The sequence below is a fragment of the Saccharopolyspora sp. NPDC050389 genome, assembly GCF_040655595.1.
Lineage (GTDB): Bacteria > Actinomycetota > Actinomycetes > Mycobacteriales > Pseudonocardiaceae > Saccharopolyspora.
Genome location: NZ_JBFAKG010000040.1, coordinates 69,722 through 91,428, shown reverse-complemented (window position 1 = coordinate 91,428; position 21,707 = coordinate 69,722). Strand labels below are relative to the sequence as shown.

At 67.5% G+C, this 21,707-nt stretch carries 25 protein-coding genes; 17 read left to right on the top strand and 8 right to left on the bottom strand.

What is annotated here, in order from left to right; genetic code table 11:
* Together AB0I53_RS25505 and AB0I53_RS25500 are read right to left on the bottom strand one after the other, a co-directional pair.
* On the bottom strand, nt 1-264 hold a 264-nt coding region (locus tag AB0I53_RS25505; RefSeq protein ID WP_358607725.1), incomplete at its 3' end, for a hypothetical protein.
* Nucleotides 265-330: 66 nt separating this feature from the next.
* On the bottom strand, nt 331-627 hold the full coding sequence (locus AB0I53_RS25500) for a hypothetical protein (protein ID WP_358607722.1): 297 nt from the start codon (nt 625-627) through the stop codon (nt 331-333).
* A 311-nt stretch (nt 628-938) separates the two neighbouring features.
* On the opposite strand from AB0I53_RS25500, the gene AB0I53_RS25495 reads away from it, so the two are divergent.
* The 4 genes from AB0I53_RS25495 (at nt 939) to AB0I53_RS25480 (ending at nt 3,566) form a co-directional block, all read left to right on the top strand.
* Nucleotides 939-1,181 carry a hypothetical protein gene (locus AB0I53_RS25495; protein ID WP_358607719.1) on the top strand — a complete coding sequence of 81 codons (243 nt, stop codon included), beginning with the start codon at nt 939-941 and terminating at the stop codon, nt 1,179-1,181.
* A gap of 72 nt (nt 1,182-1,253) precedes the next feature.
* Nucleotides 1,254-1,745: an alpha/beta fold hydrolase gene (locus AB0I53_RS25490; protein ID WP_358607717.1), complete on the top strand. Its 492-nt coding sequence runs from the start codon at nt 1,254-1,256 to the stop codon at nt 1,743-1,745.
* Between the two features lie 10 nt (nt 1,746-1,755).
* On the top strand, nt 1,756-2,640 hold the full coding sequence (locus AB0I53_RS25485; RefSeq protein ID WP_358607714.1) for an alpha/beta hydrolase: 885 nt from the start codon (nt 1,756-1,758) through the stop codon (nt 2,638-2,640).
* Complete coding sequence (locus AB0I53_RS25480; RefSeq protein WP_358607711.1) at nt 2,640-3,566, top strand: LysR substrate-binding domain-containing protein; 927 nt, start codon at nt 2,640-2,642, stop codon at nt 3,564-3,566. The genes AB0I53_RS25485 and AB0I53_RS25480 overlap by 1 nt, the downstream gene beginning before the upstream one ends.
* Nucleotides 3,567-3,696: 130 nt before the next feature.
* On the opposite strand, the gene AB0I53_RS25475 is transcribed toward AB0I53_RS25480, so the two are convergent.
* Both AB0I53_RS25475 and AB0I53_RS25470 read right to left on the bottom strand, forming a co-directional pair.
* Complete coding sequence (locus tag AB0I53_RS25475; RefSeq protein WP_358607709.1) at nt 3,697-4,533, bottom strand: MBL fold metallo-hydrolase; 837 nt, start codon at nt 4,531-4,533, stop codon at nt 3,697-3,699.
* 32 nt (nt 4,534-4,565) lie between these two features.
* Nucleotides 4,566-5,849 (bottom strand): MFS transporter, encoded by a 1,284-nt coding sequence (locus AB0I53_RS25470; RefSeq protein ID WP_358607707.1) that lies wholly within the window; start codon nt 5,847-5,849, stop codon nt 4,566-4,568.
* A gap of 291 nt (nt 5,850-6,140) precedes the next feature.
* Here AB0I53_RS25470 and AB0I53_RS25465 point away from each other — a divergent pair, with 291 nt between their 5' ends.
* The 8 genes from AB0I53_RS25465 to AB0I53_RS25430 are packed head-to-tail and all read left to right on the top strand — an operon-like array spanning nt 6,141 to nt 13,103.
* Nucleotides 6,141-7,616, top strand: coding sequence for a 2-hydroxymuconic semialdehyde dehydrogenase (locus AB0I53_RS25465; RefSeq protein ID WP_358607704.1), 1,476 nt, complete (start codon nt 6,141-6,143; stop codon nt 7,614-7,616).
* On the top strand, nt 7,613-8,425 hold the full coding sequence (locus tag AB0I53_RS25460; RefSeq protein WP_358607701.1) for a fumarylacetoacetate hydrolase family protein: 813 nt from the start codon (nt 7,613-7,615) through the stop codon (nt 8,423-8,425). The genes AB0I53_RS25465 and AB0I53_RS25460 overlap by 4 nt, the downstream gene beginning before the upstream one ends.
* A complete protein-coding gene (locus AB0I53_RS25455) occupies nt 8,422-9,369 on the top strand; it encodes an acetaldehyde dehydrogenase (acetylating) (RefSeq protein WP_358607698.1) in 948 nt (315 codons plus the stop codon). The genes AB0I53_RS25460 and AB0I53_RS25455 overlap by 4 nt, the downstream gene beginning before the upstream one ends.
* Nucleotides 9,366-10,397, top strand: coding sequence for a 4-hydroxy-2-oxovalerate aldolase (dmpG, locus tag AB0I53_RS25450; protein ID WP_358607695.1), 1,032 nt, complete (start codon nt 9,366-9,368; stop codon nt 10,395-10,397). Before AB0I53_RS25455 ends, dmpG begins: the two co-directional genes overlap by 4 nt.
* Nucleotides 10,394-11,161, top strand: a complete 768-nt coding sequence (locus tag AB0I53_RS25445; RefSeq protein ID WP_358607692.1) for a fumarylacetoacetate hydrolase family protein — start codon at nt 10,394-10,396, stop codon at nt 11,159-11,161. The genes dmpG and AB0I53_RS25445 overlap by 4 nt, the downstream gene beginning before the upstream one ends.
* Nucleotides 11,158-11,571 (top strand): RidA family protein, encoded by a 414-nt coding sequence (locus AB0I53_RS25440; RefSeq protein WP_358577455.1) that lies wholly within the window; start codon nt 11,158-11,160, stop codon nt 11,569-11,571. The genes AB0I53_RS25445 and AB0I53_RS25440 overlap by 4 nt, the downstream gene beginning before the upstream one ends.
* Before the next feature lie 12 nt (nt 11,572-11,583).
* Nucleotides 11,584-12,105, top strand: a complete 522-nt coding sequence (locus AB0I53_RS25435) for a 3-hydroxyanthranilate 3,4-dioxygenase (protein ID WP_358607690.1) — start codon at nt 11,584-11,586, stop codon at nt 12,103-12,105.
* A gap of 2 nt (nt 12,106-12,107) precedes the next feature.
* Nucleotides 12,108-13,103 (top strand): amidohydrolase family protein, encoded by a 996-nt coding sequence (locus AB0I53_RS25430; protein ID WP_358607687.1) that lies wholly within the window; start codon nt 12,108-12,110, stop codon nt 13,101-13,103.
* Here AB0I53_RS25430 and AB0I53_RS25425 read toward each other — a convergent pair.
* Entirely contained in the window at nt 13,100-14,038 is a 939-nt protein-coding gene (locus tag AB0I53_RS25425) for a LysR substrate-binding domain-containing protein (RefSeq protein WP_358607684.1), read from the bottom strand. The two genes, AB0I53_RS25430 and AB0I53_RS25425, sit on opposite strands and share 4 nt — an antisense overlap.
* 159 nt (nt 14,039-14,197) lie before the next feature.
* Between AB0I53_RS25425 and AB0I53_RS25420 the strand changes: the two genes are divergently transcribed.
* The 4 genes from AB0I53_RS25420 to AB0I53_RS25405 all read left to right on the top strand — a co-directional run bounded on the left by AB0I53_RS25420 (nt 14,198) and on the right by AB0I53_RS25405 (nt 16,478).
* On the top strand, nt 14,198-14,335 hold the full coding sequence (locus tag AB0I53_RS25420) for a hypothetical protein (RefSeq protein ID WP_358607727.1): 138 nt from the start codon (nt 14,198-14,200) through the stop codon (nt 14,333-14,335).
* Nucleotides 14,336-14,765: 430 nt separating this feature from the next.
* Nucleotides 14,766-14,954: a hypothetical protein gene (locus tag AB0I53_RS25415; RefSeq protein ID WP_358607681.1), complete on the top strand. Its 189-nt coding sequence runs from the start codon at nt 14,766-14,768 to the stop codon at nt 14,952-14,954.
* Nucleotides 14,951-15,808, top strand: coding sequence for an SDR family NAD(P)-dependent oxidoreductase (locus AB0I53_RS25410; RefSeq protein WP_358607679.1), 858 nt, complete (start codon nt 14,951-14,953; stop codon nt 15,806-15,808). Before AB0I53_RS25415 ends, AB0I53_RS25410 begins: the two co-directional genes overlap by 4 nt.
* Before the next feature lie 145 nt (nt 15,809-15,953).
* Complete coding sequence (locus tag AB0I53_RS25405) at nt 15,954-16,478, top strand: nuclear transport factor 2 family protein (RefSeq protein WP_358607676.1); 525 nt, start codon at nt 15,954-15,956, stop codon at nt 16,476-16,478.
* 641 nt (nt 16,479-17,119) lie between these two features.
* On the opposite strand, the gene AB0I53_RS25400 is transcribed toward AB0I53_RS25405, so the two are convergent.
* The 3 genes from AB0I53_RS25400 to AB0I53_RS25390 all read right to left on the bottom strand — a co-directional run bounded on the left by AB0I53_RS25400 (nt 17,120) and on the right by AB0I53_RS25390 (nt 18,969).
* Complete coding sequence (locus AB0I53_RS25400; protein WP_358607673.1) at nt 17,120-17,776, bottom strand: hypothetical protein; 657 nt, start codon at nt 17,774-17,776, stop codon at nt 17,120-17,122.
* 78 nt (nt 17,777-17,854) lie between these two features.
* Nucleotides 17,855-18,178, bottom strand: coding sequence for a transposase (locus AB0I53_RS25395; protein WP_358607670.1), 324 nt, complete (start codon nt 18,176-18,178; stop codon nt 17,855-17,857).
* Entirely contained in the window at nt 18,175-18,969 is a 795-nt protein-coding gene (locus AB0I53_RS25390) for a helix-turn-helix domain-containing protein (protein WP_358607667.1), read from the bottom strand. Before AB0I53_RS25390 ends, AB0I53_RS25395 begins: the two co-directional genes overlap by 4 nt.
* 552 nt (nt 18,970-19,521) lie before the next feature.
* Between AB0I53_RS25390 and AB0I53_RS25385 the strand changes: the two genes are divergently transcribed.
* Nucleotides 19,522-21,684, top strand: a complete 2,163-nt coding sequence (locus tag AB0I53_RS25385; RefSeq protein WP_358607665.1) for a hypothetical protein — start codon at nt 19,522-19,524, stop codon at nt 21,682-21,684.
* Nucleotides 21,685-21,707: the final 23 nt, after the last annotated feature.

Genomic DNA, 21,707 nt, shown 5'->3' with positions numbered 1-21,707 from the left:
GGCGAAGATCTGCAGGATGAGCAGCGTCACCGGTCGCTTCGGCGTGTGCACGTGCGCAGGCGCGTTCTCGGGGGCGTAGGTCATGGTCGGTGTTTTCTCCTCTTGGGGGTGCAGTGCCGCGTGTCGCCCGACGCGCCGGAGGAGTGGGTTCCAGCTGTCGATGCGACAGTTGTTCAGATGCAGCCCACTCGGTGGCGGTTCAGAATTCCCGCCAACCGTTATCCCCTCGAAACCAACGGTGGTCCCGGAACCCGGTTTCCGCAAGAAGAAATCCGCAGATCAGTTGCGCTGTCATCGAGATCGGCGCAGACCGTCCACAGTGGCGTCTGGTCAGGCGCGGTACGGGAAGTTCAGCCGGCGGCGTTGCAGGAGCGCGCTGACCCCTTCGGCGCTCTCGCCGCAATCGCCGGATAGTTCGTGCCAGTGCTGGTGGCGCTCGTCGAGCGGTTCGCCCCGGCTGGCCATGTCGACGAGTTCCTTGGACGCCTGGACGGCCAGCTGGGACCGTCCGGCGATGGTTTCCGCAAGGGCTGCGGCGCTGTCGCGGGCGTCTTCGGCGACCTCGTCGACCAGCCGCATCTGGAGCGCACGGGTGGCGTCGAAGAAATTCGTCGAGAACAGCAGCAATTAGCGGGCAGGCGAGCAGCGCTCGCCCCACCACCTCCCCACGGTGCTGAAAGTGGCTATCCCGCAGCGAATCGGGAGTGCGGCTTGCTGTACGTCCTCGCCGCTGGAACAGCGATAGTCCAGCAACACCGCGAACTGTGGCTTGCCATGTTCCACAGGTATAGGTCCAGCGGGAACAGGTATTGGTGTGGTTCGTGCCACGTGGTGACGATGGACGCATGGACGAACCGTCATCGCAGGTGGCCTATCGCCACCACGGACGCCGAGTACGGCGACCTGTCCGGTGGTGCGGTCCTCGTCTGGGGTCGGTCGTGCTGCAGTCCTCCGCGGCCGACGTCCGAACAGTGCTGGTCAACGGTGAGGTGAGGAAGCGCGACGGGGTGCTGGTCGGTCCGGATCTGGACGCGGTACGCACCTGGGCCAACGCCGCGCTGCACCCGATTGAGAAGGCGGCGTCGCTGCCGGAGCACAGCTCCGCGGAGATCCACGGCTGGTTCATGCAGGCCGAGCGTGCCGCCTCGGTGAACTTCGCTGGGGCATACGCGCGCAATTGACCGCATTGCCCCACCCAGCCCTGCCCGGAAATCCGTCGGGCTGGCAATCATCCGAACCAGAAGGGAAGTTCTGTGACCACGGCTCTCCTCAAGACGCTCGACGTCGACGAGAACGCGATCTCCTACGACGAGCACGGCGAGCGCACCAACCCGACGGTGGTCCTGCTCACCGGGTGGTGTCAGGACCACCGGCTCTTCGATCCGCTGGTGCCGCGCTTGGCCGCGGACCACCACATCGTCCGCATCGACTGGCGCGGCTACGGCGCGGACCGCCGACCGGCTGCCGACTTCGGTCCGGCCGAGCAGGCGTCGGATGCGATCGCGGTGCTCGACGCTCTGGGCGGGAGCCCGCTGGCGCGGATGGCGGCGATGCGGGAGAACCGCCCGATCAAGCACCTGTTCTCCCAGCACACCGATCCCGGGTACGAGGTGGCGCAGGCGGACTTCCAAACGGAACACCCGTGGTTCAGCTACCGGAACCTGCGCGGCGAAACGCACTCCCCGACGCTGGATTCGCCGCAGCTTGTCGCCGCCGAGGTCCGCGCCCGCGCGACCGGCCGCTGAGGGCGGAACCATGTCCGATCCGAACGTCGACGCCGCGTACAACGTCCGCAACACGGTTTCGCCCGATGTGTTCGATCATGTGATCGCCGAGTACCGGAGGCGTTCGCAGGTCGCGGTCGAGGGGCTGCGTGGCTTCACCGGCGTGGCTTATGACCCGCTCAGCGAGCAGAGGCTGGACATCTGGGGCGTCGGGCCGCGCCCGCGCCCGGTGTTCGTGGTCGTCCACGGGGGCTACTGGCGGATGCTGTCGCGCGAGGACACCGCTTTCATGGCGGGTGTTCTCGCCGACGCCGGAGTTGCCACGGTCAGCATCGACTACGGGCTCGCGCCGGGCACCCCGATCGAGGAGATCGTGCGCCAGGTGCGCACGGCGATCGCGCATGTCCACCACTACGGACACCGGTACGGCCTGGATCCGGAGCGGATCACGGTGGGCGGTAGTTCCGCAGGCGGCCACCTGGCTGCCTGCACGATGGTCGCCGGCTGGCAGCGGCAGCTCGGCCTGCCCGATGACGTGGTCAAGGCCGCGCTGCCGATCAGCGGGCTGTTCGAGCTGCGCCCGCTGGTGACCTCGTTCGCCAACCAATGGCTCGGCCTCGACCTGGACCGGGCGGCCGCGATGAGTCCGATGTGCCACGCGCAGCAGCCCGGTCCTCCGGCGCTGATCGCCGTCGCCGAGCACGACGGCAGCGGGTTCCTGGAGCAGAGCGCGCGATTCCACCAGCGATGGGCCGAGCACTCACCGAGCGAGCTTTTCGTGGTACCCGGGCGGAACCACTACGACGTCTTCCTCGACCTAGCGGATCCGGACTCGGCCCTCACCGCGAAGCTGCTCGCCCTGATCGAGCGGACCAGCGGTGAGCAACCACGTTCGCCGCTCCCGCAGGACGCCTGATGGACCTGCCCCGCTTGCTCGACGGCCGGCTCAAGATCCGGCACCTGATCCTGGTGGACGCCCTGACCAAGCAGGGCAGCGTGGTGGGCGCCGCGGCGGCACTGCACGTGACCCAGCCGGTGGCGACGCGGAGCCTCCACGAGGTCGAGGAGATCCTCGGCGTCACGCTCTACGAGCGCGGCCCGCGCGGCGTGACCCCCACGGTGTTCGGCGAGGCGTTCACCGGGCACGCGCGTGCCGTGCTTGCCCAGCTCGCCCAGGCTGGCCGCCACGTCGACGAGCTCGCTGGCGCGACGCGCGGCACGACCGTCGTCGGCACCCACCTGGCCGGGTCGAACATGCTGCTGCCCGCGGCCATCGCGCAGCTGAAGACGAAACGACCGCTGCTCACCGTGGTCGTGCGCGAAGGCACCCCGGAGAGCCTGCTGGTCGAGCTCGAAGCGGGGCGCATCGACATGATCGTCGGTCGGCTGACCGCGCCGAGCAACGAATCGGTGACCCGGATCGCCCTCTACCACGAGTCGGTCTGCCTGGTCGTGCGGGCGGAGCATCCGCTCGCGGCAGGCGACGCGTGCGGATTGGCGGAACTGGTGGGCTACCCATGGATCCTGCCGGGCGTCGAGACGGTCCTGCGACGCGAACTGGAGCAGTTCTTCTCCCAGCACTGCCTTCCGATGCCGGCGAACTGCGTGGAATGCACATCGTTCCTCACGGTGCGCCACCTGCTGATCGAGACCGATGCGATCGCGGTGCTGCCGAGCCTGATCTCCCACGACGACCTGCGGCTGACCACCCTGCCGTTCTCGTTGGATCCCGTTGGCCACAGCGTGGGGATGACGGTCGCCAAAGGACGCAGACTGAGCCCGTCCGCGCTCGCGTTGGCGGACGAGCTGCGCACGGTGTCGACGCGTATGCCCGAGAAGTAGGCGGTTTCCTTCGCGCCCCAAGCGATTCTCCATCAGCTCGGAAAGCTGAAGGAGCACCCGGAGCCGCGTCAGGCTCCTGCCGATGACCCGGAGGTTGGCAGGAGCCCGAACACGCGTCGGCTGCGGCGTCCTACGCCACGGGAATTCGCATCAGGTCTCGGGCGACGAGGATCTCGCCGTCGAAGTGGCGGCTCGCCTGCCTGATCCACTCGTCCTCGTCGAGGTCGTACGGGATGAGGTGCCAGAGGACCAGGGTGCGCACGCCCGCATGCTTCGCGATCCTCCCGGCGCTCTCGGCATCGGTGTGCGCGCGGGCGAAGTGCCGCTGCAGCTTTATGACTCCAGCGTTCGTGCCCGCGAGCAGCCGGTCGAGGTGGTTCGGCGAGTAAACCTCATGCACCAGGACGTCGGCGCCGCTGGCGAGTTCGGCGACCTGCTCGGAGGCAGCAGTGTCGCCCGACACGACCACCGAGGAGTCGCCGGCGTCGACCCGGTAAGCGAAAGCCGGCATCGGCGGGTGCAGCGCTGTGCCTGCGGTGATGGTCATCTCCCGGGTGGAGGCGACGACCCCGGGTTCTGCGACTTCGCGGACGCGCAGCAGGCCGGCCAACTCAGGCCTGCCGAGCAGTTCACGGTGCTCGATGTCGGGCCTGCCGACTTCCAGGATCAGTTTGACCATTTGCTCCAGCGGGGGCGGTCCGTACACGTCGACGGGACTGACTAAACCTGCGGTCCACGCCAGGTGGAGCAGGGCCCCGAGGTCCGCGTTGTGGTCGACGTGGTGGTGCGTCACGAGCACGGATCGAAGGTTGCGCAGGCTCAGACCTGCCGACACCAACTGCCTCGCTACGCCGTTGCCGCAGTCGATCACGTGGATGTCGTCGCCGCGCACGATCGCTGTCGCGGGAGCGGATCGTTCGCGGTTCGGCTGCGGTCCGCCGGAGCTGCCCAGGATGACGAGTTCCATTGTCCCTCTTCCCAAATCGATAGTTCGAAGATTCAGCGCACCTCGGTCGGTGCGCTCGTTTCGTGGACGGGCGCGGAATCTCGGCGCGGAATCGCGCTCGACGCGGCAAGGCTCAGCACGGAGATCGCCACCAGGTAGGCCGTCACCGACCACGACGATCGTGTTGCCGCGAACAGCGCGGAGGCCACCAGCGGCGTGATGCCGCCACCGAGCAGCGAGCCGATCTGATAGCTGATCGAGGCACCGGAATACCTGACTTCCACCGGGAAGAAGCTCGCGGTCAACGTACCGATGGGCGCGTTCGTGACAGACAGGACCAGCCCCATCGACACAATGAACAGCAGGATGACCGGTTCGTTGCCGGTGTTGATGATGGGGAAGAAGGCCAGGCACCAGGCGAGGCGAATGACCGACCCGTGCACGAACACCGTCCGCAGGCCGAACCTGTCACCGAGGCTGGCCCAGAACGGCACGGACACCAACCACGCCGCAGAACCAAGGATCACGCACCAGAGCAGGAACGACCGGCTCAGGTTCTGCGCGGTCGTGCCGTACGACAGCACGTAGACCATGAAGACGTACGCAGCAGTGCTGTTGCCGACGATGACCAGCGTGGCGTGGACGAGCGGCTTCCAGTATTGGGAGAGGACGATCGCGGCCGGTGCTCGATCGACGCGCTCGCGCTGCGCTGTCCGCACAAAATCCGGGCTCTCCTGCACATGCACGCGGAGGTAGAGGCCGACGGCCACCAGCACGATGCTGATGAGGAAGACGATGCGCCATCCCCATTGGACGAATTCCTCCTTCCCGACGAGCGCGAGGCAGCCGAGGAACGCGCCATTGGCGAGGATGAGCCCGGCCGGGGTGCCCAGCTGCGGGAACGAACCGTAGAAGCCCTTCCTGCCCTCTGGGGCGTGTTCCAGCGTGAGCACGATGGCGCCGCCCCATTCGCCGCCGAGTCCGATCCCCTGCACCAGTCGCAGGAGCACCAGGAGGACCGGGGCCCAGATGCCGACGTCGGCGTGGGTGGGCAACGCGCCGATCATCGTGGTGGCCAGGCCCATGATCAGCAGCGACACGATCAACGTGTTGCGCCTGCCAACGCGGTCTCCGAAATGGCCGAAGATCACGCCACCCAGCGGGCGGGCCAGGAATCCCGCCGTGAGAGTGCCGAACGCGGCGATGGTGCCCACCGCGGGATCCAGCTCGGGGAAGAACTGGCGGTCGAACACGAGCGCGGCCGCGGTGCCGTAGAGGAAGAAGTCGTACCACTCGATAGTGCTGCCGATCGCCGATGCCCAGGCGACCTTCCGCACTGATCCGCTCCGCGCTGCCGGGCTGTCGGGATCTGCTGCTGCCGAACACATCTCCAGAAACCTCCGTGGTGGCGAGCCGGGACTACCAGGGAAACGTCACCGGGTCGCGTCGAGGATGTGCTGAGGATCCGACGAAGGCGAATGCCCATCTCGTCCATGGCTATGCGACTGGTGGCATAGCTGCAGGTCAGCATGGTGTTGTCGGCGCGTCGCCGAGCTATGCGAACCGGGTATATCTCGCGCGGAAAAGCGCATTTGATTGGCATGGCCGAGGAGTTCAGATTGGAAGCCATGACGGCACAGAACGGGCTCTGGACGCGCAACTTCGTCGACGGGCAGTTCATCGAACCCGACACCGATCGCGGTTTCGAGCAGATCGATCCGGCGACGGGGCGGCTTATCGCGCACGTGCACGAGGCCGATGCCGCGCTCGTCGACCGCGCCGTCCAGGCCGCTCGCCAATCGCTGGCCAACGGCTGGGCGGACACCCCGGTGCGCGAGCGAGCAGCGCTGCTGCGCCGCGCCGCAGACCGAATCGAGGAGCGCTTCGAGGAGTTCGTCGCCGCGGAGGTCGTCGACACCGGCAAGCCGATCACCCAGGCGCGCGAACTGGACGTCGCGCGGGCGCTGGCGAACTTCCGGACCTTCGCCGACGTGGTGGCCGCTGCGGGACAGGAATCCTTCCTCACCGATCTGGCGGACGGCAGGCAGGCGCTCAACTACGCGGTGCGCAGACCGCTCGGTGTGGTCGCCGTGATCGTGCCGTGGAACCTGCCCCTGTTGCTGCTGACCTGGAAAGTGGCGCCGGCACTGGCGTGCGGCAACGCGGTGGTGGTGAAACCGAGCGAGGAAACCCCGGCCACGGCAACGCTGCTGGCGGAAGTCCTCGTGGAAGTAGGACTGCCGGCAGGCGTCTACAACGTGGTGCACGGCTTCGGCGGGGGTTCGGCTGGCGAGCATCTGGTCACGCACCCCGGCATCGACGGCGTGACGTTCACCGGGTCCTCGGCCACCGGCTCGCAGGTGATGAAGATGGTGGCGCCCCGGGTGCGCCCGGTGTCCTTCGAACTCGGCGGGAAGAACGCCGCGATCGTGTTCGACGACGTCGACCTCGACGAGGCGTTGACCGGGTTGACCAAGTCGGTGTTCACCAACACCGGTCAGGTCTGCCTGTGCACCGAACGGGTTTACGTCCAGCGCAGCGTTTTCGAGGACATCGCAGCCGGACTCGCCGAGCGCGCACGCGGACTGCGGCTGGGCTCGCCGGAGGCCCCTTCGACGACCACCGGTCCGTTGATCTCGCAGGCGCACCGCAAGAAGGTGCTCGACTACTTCGCACTGGCCGAACAGGACGGTGCCACCGTGCTCACCGGTGGTGGCGTGCCCGAGCTCGGTGCCGAGCTCAGCGGGGGATCGTGGATCGAGCCGACGCTGTGGACCGGGCTGACGAACGGCCACCGACCGGTGCGGGAGGAGATCTTCGGGCCGGTGGCCGCGCTGATCCCCTTCAGCACCGAGGACGAGGCGATCGCGTTGGCCAACGACACCGACTACGGGCTCGCGGCTTCGGTGTGGACGAACGACCTGCGGCGCGGGCACCGGGTCGCGCAGCGCATGAACGTGGGCATGTCCTGGGTGAACACCTGGTTCCTGCGTGACCTGCGGGCGCCCTTCGGCGGTGTCGGGCTCTCCGGCATCGGCCGCGAAGGCGGCGAATCCTCGCTCCACTTCTACACCGAACCGACGAATGTGTGCGTGCAGCTATGACAGTTCTCGATGCAGCGACCGAAAGCCGGATCGACTCCGCCACAACTCGGCTGATCGCCGCGGCCGCAACCCGGGCCCCGTGTCCACCGGTCCGCGATCTGCTCGGCGACACCGACGTCGACGCAGCTTACCGGGTGCAGCGCCGGGTGGTCGACACGAGGGTCGAGGCCGGTGCCCGGGTGGTGGGGGCCAAGATCGGGCTCACCGCAGCGGTCGTGCAGCAGCAGTTCGGCGTGTTTCAGCCGGATTTCGGCGTGCTGCTGGACGACATGGTTTTCGCCCACGCACAGCCGTTGCCGAGGAGCCGTTTCCTGCAACCCCGGGCGGAGGGCGAGATCGCTTTCGTCCTGGGCAGCGGAATCGACGTTCCCGGCGCGACCGTTGCGGACGTGCTACGGGCCACCGAGTTCGTGCTCCCCGCGATCGAGATCGTGGACTCGCGGATCGCGGATTGGGATCTGACCATCACCGACACCGTGGCCGACAACGCGTCGAGCGGCGCTGTCGTGCTCGGAACCACGCCGTTTCCCTTGGCGGGCAGGGACCTTTCGCAGGTGGGTATGACGCTTGCGCAAGACGGGGAGCCGGTCTCGTTCGGTGCGGGACACGCCTGCCTCGGGTCACCGGTCGTGGCCGTGGCGTGGCTGGCTCGCGAGCTGGTCCGGCGGGGACAGCCGCTGCGAGCGGGCGACGTGGTCATGTCCGGTGCGCTCGGCCCGATGGTGCCGATCGAGGGGCCGGCACGGTTCCGGCTGGAACTGGACGGGCTGGGCGAGGTCGAGGCCGTAATCGAAGAGGAACGAGCATGAGCACTGGCAGCATCCCGGTGGCCGTCATCGGATCCGGAAACATCGGAACCGATCTGATGTTCAAGGTCATGCGGGTTTCGGAGACCTTGCGGATGGGCGCGATGGCGGGGATCGATCCGAAGTCGGACGGGCTCGCCCGGGCCACCCGCCTGAAGATCGCGACCACGCATCGCGGCATCGACGGACTGGTCGAGCTGCCCGAGTTCACCGACATCAAGGTGATCTTCGACGCAACCTCGGCGAAGGCGCACCTGCGCAATGCGGAGATCGCCCGCGAGCACGGGAAGCTGATGGTCGACCTGACCCCGGCCGCCCTCGGACCGTTCGTGGTGCCCCCGGTGAACCTTGACGAGCACCTGGACGCGCCGGACGTCAACATGGTCACCTGCGGTGGCCAGGCCACCATCCCGATCGTCGCGGCGATCGCCAGGGTCGCCCCGGTCGCCTACGGCGAGATCGTCGCGTCGATCTCGTCGAAGTCCGCCGGACCCGGCACCCGCGCCAACATCGACGAGTTCACCGAGACGACCAGCGAAGCCATCCGGTTGGTCGGCGGTGCGGAGGTCGGCAAGGCCATCATCGTGCTGAACCCGGCTGATCCGCCGATCGTCATGCGCGACACGGTGTTCTGCCTCGTCGAGGGAGCTGACGCGGAGTTCGACAAGACCAAGATCGCCGCCTCGGTGCAGCAGATGGTCGAGTCCGTCCGGGAGTACGTGCCCGGGTACCGGCTCAAGCAGGAGGTGCAGTTCGACGCGGTCGACGACACCTTCGTGCCAGCGCTCGGGCGAAGGGTCACCGGCGTGAAGGTCTCGGTCTTCCTCGAGGTGCTCGGAGCCGGCCACTACCTGCCCGACTACGCCGGGAACCTCGACATCATGACCTCCGCCGCGCTTCGCACCGCGGAGCGGATCGCTGAACTCCGAGGATGGGTGCGCGCATGAAGATCTACGTCCAAGACGTGACCCTGCGCGACGGGATGCACGCCATGGGGCACAGATACACAGTCGACCAGGTCCGGCAGGTAGTCCGCGCGTTGGACGCCGCCGGGGTCGCGGCCATCGAGGTCGCGCACGGCGACGGCCTCGGCGGGTCGAGCGCGAACTACGGTTTCGGCGCCCACCCTGACGAGGAGTGGATCGAGGCGGCGGCCGAGGTCGTCGAGAACGCGACGCTGACCACCCTGCTGCTGCCCGGAATCGGCACGATCGAGCACCTGCGCAGGGCGCATGCGCTTGGTGTCCGGAGTGTTCGGGTGGCGACGCACTGCACCGAGGCCGATGTCAGCGCCCAACACATCGCTTGGGCGCGGGAGCACGGCATGGACGTGTCGGGCTTCTTGATGATGAGCCACCTGAACTCGCCCACCGGGCTCGCCGAACAGGCATCGCTGATGGAGTCCTACGGCGCGCATTGCGTGTACGTCACCGACTCCGGAGGACGGCTGACCATGGCCGACGTCGCCGAGCGGATCGACGCCTACCGGCAGATCCTCGACGAAGGCACGGAAATCGGCATCCACGCGCACGAGAACCTCTCCCTCTCGGTCGCCAACAGCGTGACAGCGGTCGAACGCGGTGCGTACCGGGTCGACGTCGCGCTGGCCGGGCAGGGCGCCGGTGCCGGGAACTGCCCGGCGGAAGCGTTCGTGGCGGTCGCCGACCTGCTGGGCTGGGAGCACGGGTGCGACCTGTTCGCGCTGCAGGACGCGGCCGACGACATCATCCGGCCGTTGCGGAACCGACCAGTGCAGGTCGACCGCGAAACACTCACGTTGGGATATGCCGGGGTGTATTCGAGTTTTCTGCTGCACGCCGAGCGGGCGGCTAGGCGCTACGGGCTCGACGCCAGGGAGATCCTGCTCGAGGTCGGCAGACGACACATGGTCGGTGGCCAGGAGGACATGATCGTCGACATCGCGCTCGATCTCGCCGCGCGGCGAGACGCAGCAGCAGTGGGGAGCAACGAATGATCTCTACCGAGAAGGTCGAGGCACTGGCCGATCGACTGCACGCCGCGGAGGCGAACCGCCAGGACACGCCGAGTCTCGCGGACGACCACGAGTTCGGCATCGAGGAGGCCTACGCGATCCAGGCCGCGCTGATCGCCCGCCGGGAGGTGCGAGGTGAACGAGTGGTCGGAGTGAAGCTCGGCTTCACCAGCAAGGCCAAGATGGCGCAGATGGGCGTCTCCGAGGTGATCGTGGGCAGGCTCACCGATGCCATGCGCATCGCGGACGGTGCCGATGTCGACCTCGCCCGCTTCATTCACCCGAAGATCGAGCCCGAGATCGCCTACCGGCTGAGCCGCGACGTCGACGTGGACGACCAGACGACGGACATCGAGTCCTGTGTGGACGCGCTCGCCCCCGCACTGGAGATCATCGATTCCCGCTACCGGGATTTCCGGTTCACCTACACCGACGTGGTCGCCGACAACACCTCGGCCTCGGCCTATGCGGTGGGGCCCTGGCGTCCGCTCGAAGACGTGTCGAACCGCGCCGTGAACCTGCGGGTGGGGAACACCGAGGTGGTCGGATCGACCGCCGCCGTTCTCGGGAACCCTGTCCGTGCGTTGCACGCCTTGCTGGATGTGTGCCGCCGTCGCCGGATCCCGCTGAGGGCAGGACAGGTCGTGCTCGCCGGGGCGGCGACCGCGGCGGCAACGCTCCCGGGGGGAGTCGCGGAATGCCGGGTTGCGGGAATCGGATCGGTATCGGTGAAGGGACGAGCATGAACACCGCACGGGTTGTCGAAGGACGTGCCAGACCGCGGGGGCGTTTTCCGCACGTGAAGGTCGTCGGGGACCTGATCTTCGTCTCCGGCACGAGCTCCAGGCGACCGGACAACACGTTCGCCGGCGTCGAGGTGGATGAGTTCGGCACGACCAACCTGGACATCCGCGAGCAGACGCGAGCGGTGATCGAGAACATCCGCGAGATCCTGCGCGACGTCGGGGCGGATCTGTCCGATATCGCACAGATCACCACTTTCCTGGTCTCCATGAACGACTTCGGCGGATACAACGAGGTTTACGGCGAGTACTTCGACGAGCAAGGGCCCACCCGCACGACGGTGGCGGTGCACCAGTTGCCGCACCCGCACCTGCTGATCGAGATCCAGGCCATCGCACATCGGAAGCAATGAGGAGAGATCGCCATGACGAGCCTGCCGCAGACCATCAACTTCCAGAAGTGGATCAAAGAGCACGAACACCTGCTCAAGCCACCGGTGAACAACCGCACGATGGCGCTCGGGAAGGACTTCATCGTTCAGATCGTCGGCGGCCCGAACCAGCGGACCGATTACCACTTCGACCCGTACGAGGAGTGGTTCTACCAGGTCAAAGGCGACATGCACGTCAACGTCATGACCGAGGACGGGAAGGAGACGGTGCACATCCGGGAGGGCGAGACCTGGCTGCTTCCTGGAAACGTCCCGCACTCGCCGCAGCGGCCCGACCCGGACTCGATCGGACTGGTCATCGAACGGGTTCGAGAGGAAGGAACGCTCGAACGCTTCCAGTGGTACTGCCTCGAATGCGACTCGTTGCTCCACGAGATCGAGTTGCAGGTCCGGGACATCGTCGAGGACCTGCCACCGGTGTTCGCCGAGTTCTACGCTGACGAGGAAGCGCGGACCTGCCGGGAGTGCGGCGCGCTGCACCCGGGCAAGGGCTGATCGTGGCCGGCATCATCGATGTGCACAGCCACTACGTGCCGAACGGGTGGCCGGATCTGACGGCCGAGGCCGGGCCCGATGCGCCCTGGCTGAAGGTCGAGTCCGAGTCCGACGCGATGATCATGTTGGGTACCAGGGAGTTCCGCCGGATCCAGGCCGACTGCTGGGACGCCGGGACGAGACTGCTCGACATGGACGCCGACGGCGTGCAGGCGCAAGTGGTCTCCCCAACCCCGGCGTTCTTCAACTACGGCCGAACCGGCGACCAGGCGGCGAAGATCGCCCGCATCTTCAACGACCTGGCCCTCGATATCGTCGCGCCCGCCGCCGACCGGCTGATCCCGTTCTGCCAGGTCCCGCTGCAGGACACCGATGCGGCCTGCCGGGAACTGGAGCGCTGCGTGGCCAACGGGCACCAGGGTGTGGAGATCGGCAACCACGTCGGCGATCTCGACCTGGACAGCGCAGGGGTCGTCGCCTTCCTGCAGCACTGCGCATCCCTGGACGTGCCGGTGTTCGTGCACCCGTGGGACATGGCCAGCTCGCCGCGGCTGGACCGCTGGATGGCCCAGTGGCTTACGGCGATGCCGGCCGAGACGCACCTGTCCATCCTCGCGTTGATCCTCGGGGGCGTCTTCGACCGGATCGACGACCGACTGAAGATCTGCTTCGCGCACGGCGGCGGTTCATTCGCGTTCTGGCTCGGCCGGATGGAGAACGCCTGGTACGGCCGCCACGATGTGATCGGGACGTCGGAGTTCCCGCCGTCGCACTACCTGGGCCGCTTCTACGTCGATTCGGTGGTGTTCGACGAACGCGCGCTCCGGCTGCTGGTCGACACGATCGGAGCTGATCGCGTGGTGGTGGGCAGCGACTACCCATACCCGTTGGGTGAGCGTCCGGTCGGCGACGTCGTGCGCAAGAGCGGATTCCTCGACGATAGGGGGCGGGAGCTGATCATCAGGGAGAACGCAGTGCGATTCCTCGGAATCGCCTAGTCAGTGCGTGCCGCCCGGGACAGTCTCGTGGACACCTCGTGCAGCGTGCTCTTCAGCAGCTCTGCTGACGGGCTCAGGGTTCGGCTCTTGGAGAACGTCACTCCAACGCTGTGTCCGATCGGGTCCAGCGAGATCGATATGCGACCGACCCGGGCATCCTCTGCTGCGATGAGACTGGGCAGGACCGCGATGGTGTCCGTTTCCAGCAGCAGTTGCCGAACGATGAGGAAAGAAGTCGTCTCGACCCGGTTGACCGGGAGCGGAACGCCGTGCTGGGCGAAGAACTCCTCGAGCTCCTGGCGCAGCGCGGTTTCCACGCCCGGCAGGATCCACGGGAACTCGGTGAGCCGGGCGAGGTCGACGTCCGCCCGGTCCGCGAGAGGATGGGATTTGCGGGCGACGAGTTCGACAGACTCGTCGTACAGCTTGCGGCGCGAGAACCGCTCATCGGACGGCGCGGTGAGACGGCCGACGACGAGGTCGATCCGGCCGGCTTCCAGCTCCACCAGCAGTGCCTCCGGCGTGCCCTCCCGCACGATGACCGTCAGGTGCGGGTGCTCCGCCTTGACGTCGGTTATCGCCATCGGTAGGAGGACGTTCGACCCCGCGAGATGGGTGCCGACCACGACCGTGCCACGATCGGCATCGGCGAGTTCCGCGACGTGACGACCCGCCTGGGTGAGCTGGGCGAGCACGGCGCGGGCATGTTCGGCGAACGCCTCGCCGAACACGGTGGTGGTCACGCCACGGGGACCACGCTCGAACAGCGGGACGCCGAGTATTTCTTCGAGCTCGTGCAGGCACCGCGTCGCGACTGGCTGCGTCACGTGCAGCTCGGCCGCGGCACCGACAACACTGCCCTGCCGGACGAGCGCGTCGACCAGGACGAGATGCCGCAGCTTCAACTGGCCGTCCAGCAGGCGAGGCGTCTTCATCCGGCGGATTCTATCGACAGCATCCCGTCCCCAGGAAGATCTGCCGCCCAGTGTCCTATGTGACCGTTGAGGGCGTTGTTGACTCCTGGGACGACAGATGTCCGCGCACACCCGCGATTTCGATCTACCTCCGCCAGAAGGTGCTGAATCCTGTCCATTGTGGTGTTCACTGGTCGCGGTGAAAGTGGTGACATCGCGGCCCTCGAAGCCGCGATCGACGAGCACACCGCTGCGGTGCTGATCGAGCCGATCCAGGGCGAGGCCGGTGTGCAGCTGCCGCTCGACGTTCGGCGGTAACTCGCTCGCGGCCGCCGTTGGCCACGCCGTCGTCAGCCTCCTCGAAACGGGGGAGTACCAGAACCGGGCCCTGCCCTTGCCGTAAACCTCATCCGTGCAGTTCAAGCGGCATGCTCGTGCTCGTGCTCGTTGGAGGATGCCTCCGAGGAGATCTTGTCGTCGTATGTCGAGGCGAGCTATCTTGTCCGGATTTGTGATGGGCGTGGGTAGTGGCTTCAGCGGTCATGCGTTCGTGATGCCCTGGTGTGGGCGGTGTTCGTTGTAGAACGTTTCGAACTCGCGCAGGGCATGAAGCAGATGCCGGGTACGGCGTGCCCGGCGGGATCCGCTACCGAGGCTTGACTTGCCGACCGCCTTCGATACGCTCAAGCAAGCGTTTGGTTTTTCGTTGTCGCAGTCGACTCGTGCGTCAGGGACCGGGAGCGGGTACATGGCCGATGAACGAACGTCCGAGCGGGAGATGCCGAGCAGTCTTCGCTCGGCAATGATCATCGGGATCAGGGGACGGGCCAGGCGCCGCAAGCCGGTGACTTCGGCAAAGGCGATTCTCCGCTCGGATGTCGACGATCTCGCGGTCGTCTCGTGCGGTGGGCCACTCGGCATGGCGGGCAAGCTGTGAGCGGCGACCGGGTCGCGGTGGTCACCGGCGCAAGCCGGGGCGCGGGCAAGGGAATCGCGCTCGCGCTCGGTCAAACCGGCGCCACGGTCTACGTCACCGGCCGGACTCGGCGGGAGGGCGAGGCGTCGCTACCGGGCACGGTCTTCGCCACCGCAGAGGAGATCGACAGCAGGGGCGGCACCGGAGTTCCCGTTGTCTGCGATCACCGTGATGACACCCAGGTCGCGGCGCTGTTCGAGCGGGTGCGCGCCGACCACGGCCGGCTGGACATCCTGGTGAACAACGCGTTCATCGTGCCGGACCAGCTCGCGACCAAGGGGCCGTTCTGGTCCAAGCCGCTGGCGTTGCAGGAGATGTTCGAGGTCGGGCTGCGTTCCAGTTACGTGTCCAGCTACTACGGCGCGCCGCTGCTCGTCAGCACTGGTGGCGGCCTGCTGGTCAACACCTCGTCCTTCGGCGCCACCTGCTACATGCACGGGCCTGCCTACGGTGCGGTGAAGTCAGGTGTGGACAAGATGGCGCACGACATGGCGGTGGACCTCAAACCGTTCGACGTGGCGGCCGTGTCGATCTGGATGGGACTGCTGCGCACCGAGCGGACCGAGGCGGTGCTGAACTCGGATCCCGAGCGCTACGGCGAGCTGACCGCGATGGCCGAGTCGCCGGAGTTCACCGGACGGGTCATCGCTGCGCTCGCCGAGCACCCCGATCGGATGCGGTGGACCGGGCGGGTGCTGGTCGGCGCGGAGGTCGGCGAGGAACTGGGCGTGGTCGACGTCGACGGCACCTCCCCGGCGTCGCACCGGGAGTTCCTCGGTGCCCCGGTCGAGTTCAGCGACTCCATTGTGGATTGATGGGAGCGCGATCGACGTTCGTCGCCTGATCGACCGCCTGTCCCGCTGAATGGTTCTGGGGCCCGGTCGGGACCCCCGCTGTTGACATACTGAACCGCCGAACGCGGGATGGCTGTTGGCGGGTCTGGCGAACGAGGAGGCGGAAGTGTTCGATGACGGCGACGTGGATGTGCGTGACCTCGCTCGTAGGGTCGCGCGCCTGGAGGCGATTCAGGAGATCGAACGCCTGAAGTACCGGTACTGGCGAGCATGCGACAGCAAGGATCCAGATGCCTTCCGGGCGTGCTTCGTGCGCGAGGGCGCCGACATCGACTACGGCCCCGACCTCGGCGGCTTCGACGATCGCGAGAAGCTCGTCGAGCTGTACAGCAAGCTGGCCTTGCGCCGCGACGGCGACCGCTGGCTCTACAACGACATCCACCATGGCATGCACCCGGACATCGAACTGATCGACGCGAACACCGCGGTCGGCAGCTGGACCTTCTGGTTCATGAGGGTCAACCTCGCCGACGGCGTCGTCGAGCAGGCGTCATTGGAATATCGCGACCGGTACCTGGTCGAAGACGGGAAGTGGAAGATCCAGAGTTCGCACGTTACTCCCTTGACGGGGGTGAACTTCCCGATCCCGGAAGGAGCGAACGTCGCTCCGGGGCCCGCGGTGCCGAAATGATGCGGGGCGGAACGCGCGCCTTCAGAGGCTGTTCCTGAACTCGGGTGAGGCGTTTGCTGGTGGTGCGGATCATGGCCCAGCGGACGATGGCTTCGTGGTGTTCGGTGAGGCCTTCGCAGTCGCGTCCGCAGCGGCGGTGATGGTTGATCCAGGCGTAGTGCTTCAAAACGGGTTCGCTGGCTGTGATCTGGGGTTTCGTCGGGCCGTCAGGCTGCTTGGCGGTACTCGTTGATGAGTCCTGCCACGGTTTGTCGGTGTTCGATCCGAGCTGTCGGCAGCGGTATGGCGTTCGGGTCGTCGAGGGGTGCCCGTAGCGAGCAGGTAGATCATCCGTACGAGCACAAGGACGGATCATGCCGGACCACGGACAACGCCCAGGTCAGCAGCGCTGAAGGATTTCTGAAGCGCTACGGGGTTCACACCGGCCACAGGGCAAGGCATGGCGGCTCAAACCCGGTGTCCACGGTGCCCGGGGGATGGTGCCGTAGTTCGGGCAACGTGACTCGCCAGCCCCGGAGGTATGACTAGTGCCGTGACCGCATAGGTTCGCCGGGTTGCCGGTTGGGACGGGTGGCCCGGTGCGCTCTCGCCGCGGTAAGGGCACGATCATCAGCCTGGCCGCGGCTGAAGCCGATCCGCTCCTATGACCGCGGTGTGCTGTCCGAGCGCCACTTGGTGAGACGAGGGTGCCCCGGCAGTTCGGCGCGGCCGGTGGCCCACAACAGGGTGAGCCAGGGATCCGCGCCGCCCGGAGCCTCTGGAAACAGACGGGCGAGCACCCGCGAGCAGAGAGCGGAGGGCGGGGTCCAGGCAAGCCCGAAGCCTTCCGCCAGATCGTGCATGTGTACCAGCGTCTCTTGCACCCCCAGCGCCGCGAAGCCTTCGGGGTCCGACACCCCGGCGGCGTGGTGGGCGCGGACCCGAGGCGGCGTGGTACGCACCATGGCGACCAGCAGCGCGCCGCACGCCTCCAGCACCTGCACCAGGCCGGCCGGACCCGCAGCACGGTCCGCGAAGAGGAATTTCGCGGGTCCGTCCGGCCTCTTCTGGCTCAACGCGAAAGGCACATGGGTGTCCAGCGGTGGGCTCTGCGGCCCCAGCTGCACGGCGTAGTAGAACAGGTCGTTGGCGAGGTGCTCGGCGGTCTCCCAGCAGTCCCACTCCAGCGAACCGGCCTTGCCGCCCCACCCCTCCGGAGGTGCATCCCGAAGGATGCCCACGGCGAGCCGCACGGCAAGGTCGACGTCGTCCGCGGTGACGGGAGACAACACTGATCCGGTTTCGACTGATCGAGACATCGCAGCACCGTATCGCGAGGGAAGAGGGCAACCCCTTCCAGCTAGCCGTGATCGGTCATGATCACCGGGTCGGTGTGCTCAGGTGGCGAGTGGGCGTCCGCCCCAGCGGATGCCCTTCTCGCTGCGGACACGGGCGCGTTCGCGTCGTTGGGCGGCCAGGACGTCGGGGTGCCGGGCATTGGCGTTGCGCCAACGCAGGTAGCGATGTAACTCACGTGTCTGGACGGTGTGGTTGGGGTGGTTCGAGTTCGCCAGGGTGAACTGTCGTAGAGGCCCGAAGTGCGCCTCGATCGGGTTCGCCCAGGACGCATTCGTCGGCGTGAAGCACAGAGCGACCTTGTTCTGTTCGGCCCAGCGCAGGATCCGCCAGTTCTTGTGCGCGGACAGGTTGTCCAGGATCACGTAGATCGGGGCGCCGTCCGGGGGGCCGCCCGGATGCTCTTGAGAGCGGCCCAGCTCGGGCCGATGCCCTTGCGGCGCCGATTGATGCCCCACAGGGTGTCGTCACCGACCGAGTAACAGCCGTGGAAGTAGGTGGTGCCATGGGTTCGGTGATAGGTCGCCGGCAGCCGGTCGGGCCGGCCCTCCTCGGCCCAGCAGGACCCGCCGGTAGGGCGGATGCCGAGCGGTCCGAACTCATCGAAGGCGAAAGTCCGGTCCGGGCGCTCGGTCAGCGCGTACTCGATCCGGTCGAGCTTGGCATCGAAGTCGGGATCGGTCGACTCCTTCCAGGTCTTGGTCCGCTGGAACGTCACACCGCGACGCTTGAGCAGACAGCGCAGGGCCTCGCGCCCGACGCGTATCGGACGCGCGACGTTGCGCCGCAGGTACTCGGCGAGCTTGCGGATCGACCAGCGGGTGAAGGGCCTGCCGGGCGTGGTGGGGCGAGTGGTGGCCGTCTGGATGACGAAGTCCTCGTCGTCACGGTTGAGCAGGCGGGGACGGCCTCCCGCCCACCGAGGGTCCAGGCAGGCGAGTCCGATCTCGTTGAAGTGGTGGATCACGTCACGGACGGTGTCCTCGTCGGCCTGGACGAGCCGCGCGATCACCGGGACGGTGTTCCCGCCCGCCGAGGCTAACAGCATCATCGCTCTGCGGAAACGCACCGTGCTGGTGGTGCCCCGCCGAACGATTCGCTGAAGCTTCTGGCCCTCCTGCTCGGTCAGCCGACGAACCCGGACCGGTTCCGCCATCGCACCGTCCCCGCATCGATCGGACGTGTCGTCGCATCCAACCGATGCGAGGCCAGCCAGCACCACCCCGATGATCATTTCCGGTCACAGCACTAGCCACCCGGCCGGATCCGCACCAAGCCGGCCGAGGCCGAAGCGGTTGCGATCCTCGCCAGCGTGGTGGCGACATCCCAGCCCGTCCTGTTGCCGCATCTGGGACTCAACTTCCGGTGCCCTGCGCGGTCGTGCTCTCGATGGCCGTGAGGAAAAACCCTGGGTGAGGGGACGGTCTGCCCAGGCAGTGGTTGCGGCTGGGCGCGGGTGTCCAGAATTGCGGTGGCATCTTCCGCCAACAATGTCGGCAGGCGTCCCGGCGGTTGGGGCGGCCCGGAGCCCGCTGCTGCAGGGGAACAGAGGCTCATGTCAATACCTGGACCATCTTCGAAACGATGGGCGGCCGTTCCGCTCGATGCGGTTGAAAACACCGAGGGCAGCAGCCTGGTGTTCCGGTGGCGAGGATCGATCGGTCTGGTCGGTCAGCGTGGCGAGGCGGCCGATACGTGCGAAAGGGGCGTGTTCGACGCGTTGCCGCAGACCCCGGGCGTCGCTGCACTGGTGATTTCCGGGGCTGCTGCCAGTGATCCGGGGCTGACGACGGCTTTGTGGCAGGCATGCGGGAAGCTCTTCGGCGGCCCCGTGCCGCATCGGATGCTCTGGTTGGTCATGCCGGGGGCGGGGCGTCCCGACGCGTTCGGGAACGTTTGTGCGCAGGTGCTGGCGGACTCCTTCGGGGTTGAGGTCATCGCGCCCGCCGGTCAGCTCGCTGTCATTCCACCCGGGTTCGCGTTCGCGGTCGGCGCTGCCGGTGCGGCGGGTTGGAACCGCTTCCGCCGAGGCGCGCCGAGCGCCCCCTTCGGGTATCGGCTGCCGCCGCCGAGCTGGGAGGCGATGCTCCCCGGCCTTCCCCTGGTCGAGAAGGATCTCGTATTCGAACACGTTCCCGCCGGGCTGCTGGTGCGGAACGTGCGCTCGCGGCCTTCCTGCCCGGGCGATCCCGTGTGGGATGTACCGGTGGACGCGCGCCGACCGCGCGTGGTGCTGGGACGGCCCGGGGAGGACGAAATCCCTCACGAGCAGCTCGTGGCCGGATTGCGCCGGCTCCCACCGCAATTGCCTGACGCGGCTTGGTTCGTGCCGGGCGCAGCAGGTACCCAGGTTGCGGCTTGGTCGCAGGGACTTGCCGAGTCGTTGGGGCGCGGTGTCGTCGTAACCCCCGGGGTCCCGATGGCCGATGGCTCGGTCGTCGTCCGAGAGGTGCCTGGCGGAAGAGCGTGGCCCACGATGCCCACCCTGCTCCGGTATTCGCCTGGAGCGCCCGCTGAAGTCCTGGCCGCCGCACCACCTCCCCTCGGATGGGTCGCGGATGGTGCGCTGCGCTACCGCCCGGCGACGGGACAGCGGGTTGGGCTTCGCGTGGTGCCGGCCGGCCTGGTCATGACGGGCCCCGATGACACCGCCGGCCCCCTGGACGGACCATTCGAGCCGCATCGGATGACGATCGCGGTGACACCATCCGCTGCGGCTGAGGGGATGGACCTGCTGCGGGATCTGCTCGGCTGGTTGGCGCAACGGTGCGGCGGCTGTGTTCGGATCCTCGCGGTGGGTGCGCAGGAAGAGCGCTTGCGCGATGAACTCAGCTGCATAGCAAGAGAATCCGGTGTAGAACTCGATGTGCGCGGCGCGCTGGCCGTGGAATCGCCGCGTGCGAAGACCAAGTCCGGTGAAGAGTCCACCGTGGTGATCCCGACCGCGGCGAAGACTCGGCCGGTCACACTGAGTTCCGGACCATCGGCTTCGTCGTCTTCGGAGCGGACCGAGCCGACGACCGCGCGGTTGGACGCGCGATTCACCGGTGTCCGCTCAGCTCCGCATGTTCCTCCTCTGGTCCCCAGCGGACATAAGAGCAGCGAGGGCGAGCGGGCGGCATTCCTCGCATGGGCGGCCGACGAGTTCAACGACGCGGTGGGTGTTGTGAACGCAGCACTCGCGCTCACGCCGGCGCTGCGGGGCGATGATGAGACCGCCGCGCGCGTCGACCTCGCCGCGGTGCGCCTCTACCTCGGTGCCGGTGCGCGTGGCGGTGCGGCGCTCAACGAGGCGCTCAGGGAGGATCGGGTGCTGCCTTGCCCCGAATACCTGGCGTGCCTGACCTCCGGGCTCCGGCGACTGCCGGTGCGGCGCGGGCCGGTCCTCCGCCAGGCGAGTTGGTCGTGGCAGCAGGACGTGCGGGATGCGTACCCGCCCGGCGAGGTGCTGTCGGAGCCGGGCTTGCTCAGCGCCGTGCCCACGGGCGAGCGCGTCGCCGTGGACATGGCCGTCGATTTCGGCATCTGGTCCAGGACCGCGCGCCGCACGTCGGCTCTCGCTACCCCCGGGGAGAACGAGGAGCTGGTGTTCTGCCAGCGCAGTCGGTTCAAGGTGCTGGCCGTTGACGACGGCGCCGATGTTCGTCCGGCCGTGCTGCTGGGAGAACTCGCCGCAGACGAAAAAGGCGGTGCCGGCGAGCTGACCGACCACGATCTTGCCGTAGCGGAGAAGCTTCGCGACGCGTTGCGGCTTCGCCGTGCCACCGAGCCGTCCGAGATGGGTGAGGTGCAGGCGTCTCGCTTCCAGAGCCCCGTGGGACTCGTCGCAGGTGCAGCGGCGGGGCAGTCCATTTCCGCGATGACCTCGTGAGCACCGCGGAATTCCGTCAACTC

Excerpts from the sequence above, each read along its gene's own strand:
- AB0I53_RS25460 (WP_358607701.1), top strand. The coding sequence starts at position 7,613 with ATGACAGTTCTCGATGCAGCGACCGAAAGCCGGATCGACTCCGCCACA.
- AB0I53_RS25465 (WP_358607704.1), top strand. The coding sequence starts at position 6,141 with ATGACGGCACAGAACGGGCTCTGGACGCGCAACTTCGTCGACGGGCAG.
- AB0I53_RS25485 (WP_358607714.1), top strand. The coding sequence starts at position 1,756 with ATGTCCGATCCGAACGTCGACGCCGCGTACAACGTCCGCAACACGGTT.
- AB0I53_RS25400 (WP_358607673.1), bottom strand. The coding sequence starts at position 17,776 with ATGTCTCGATCAGTCGAAACCGGATCAGTGTTGTCTCCCGTCACCGCG.
- AB0I53_RS25475 (WP_358607709.1), bottom strand. The coding sequence starts at position 4,533 with ATGGAACTCGTCATCCTGGGCAGCTCCGGCGGACCGCAGCCGAACCGC.
- AB0I53_RS25455 (WP_358607698.1), top strand. The coding sequence starts at position 8,422 with ATGAGCACTGGCAGCATCCCGGTGGCCGTCATCGGATCCGGAAACATC.
- AB0I53_RS25390 (WP_358607667.1), bottom strand. The coding sequence starts at position 18,969 with ATGGCGGAACCGGTCCGGGTTCGTCGGCTGACCGAGCAGGAGGGCCAG.
- AB0I53_RS25445 (WP_358607692.1), top strand. The coding sequence starts at position 10,394 with ATGATCTCTACCGAGAAGGTCGAGGCACTGGCCGATCGACTGCACGCC.
- AB0I53_RS25440 (WP_358577455.1), top strand. The coding sequence starts at position 11,158 with ATGAACACCGCACGGGTTGTCGAAGGACGTGCCAGACCGCGGGGGCGT.
- AB0I53_RS25425 (WP_358607684.1), bottom strand. The coding sequence starts at position 14,038 with ATGAAGACGCCTCGCCTGCTGGACGGCCAGTTGAAGCTGCGGCATCTC.
- AB0I53_RS25415 (WP_358607681.1), top strand. The coding sequence starts at position 14,766 with ATGGCCGATGAACGAACGTCCGAGCGGGAGATGCCGAGCAGTCTTCGC.
- AB0I53_RS25435 (WP_358607690.1), top strand. The coding sequence starts at position 11,584 with ATGACGAGCCTGCCGCAGACCATCAACTTCCAGAAGTGGATCAAAGAG.
- AB0I53_RS25480 (WP_358607711.1), top strand. The coding sequence starts at position 2,640 with ATGGACCTGCCCCGCTTGCTCGACGGCCGGCTCAAGATCCGGCACCTG.
- dmpG (WP_358607695.1), top strand. The coding sequence starts at position 9,366 with ATGAAGATCTACGTCCAAGACGTGACCCTGCGCGACGGGATGCACGCC.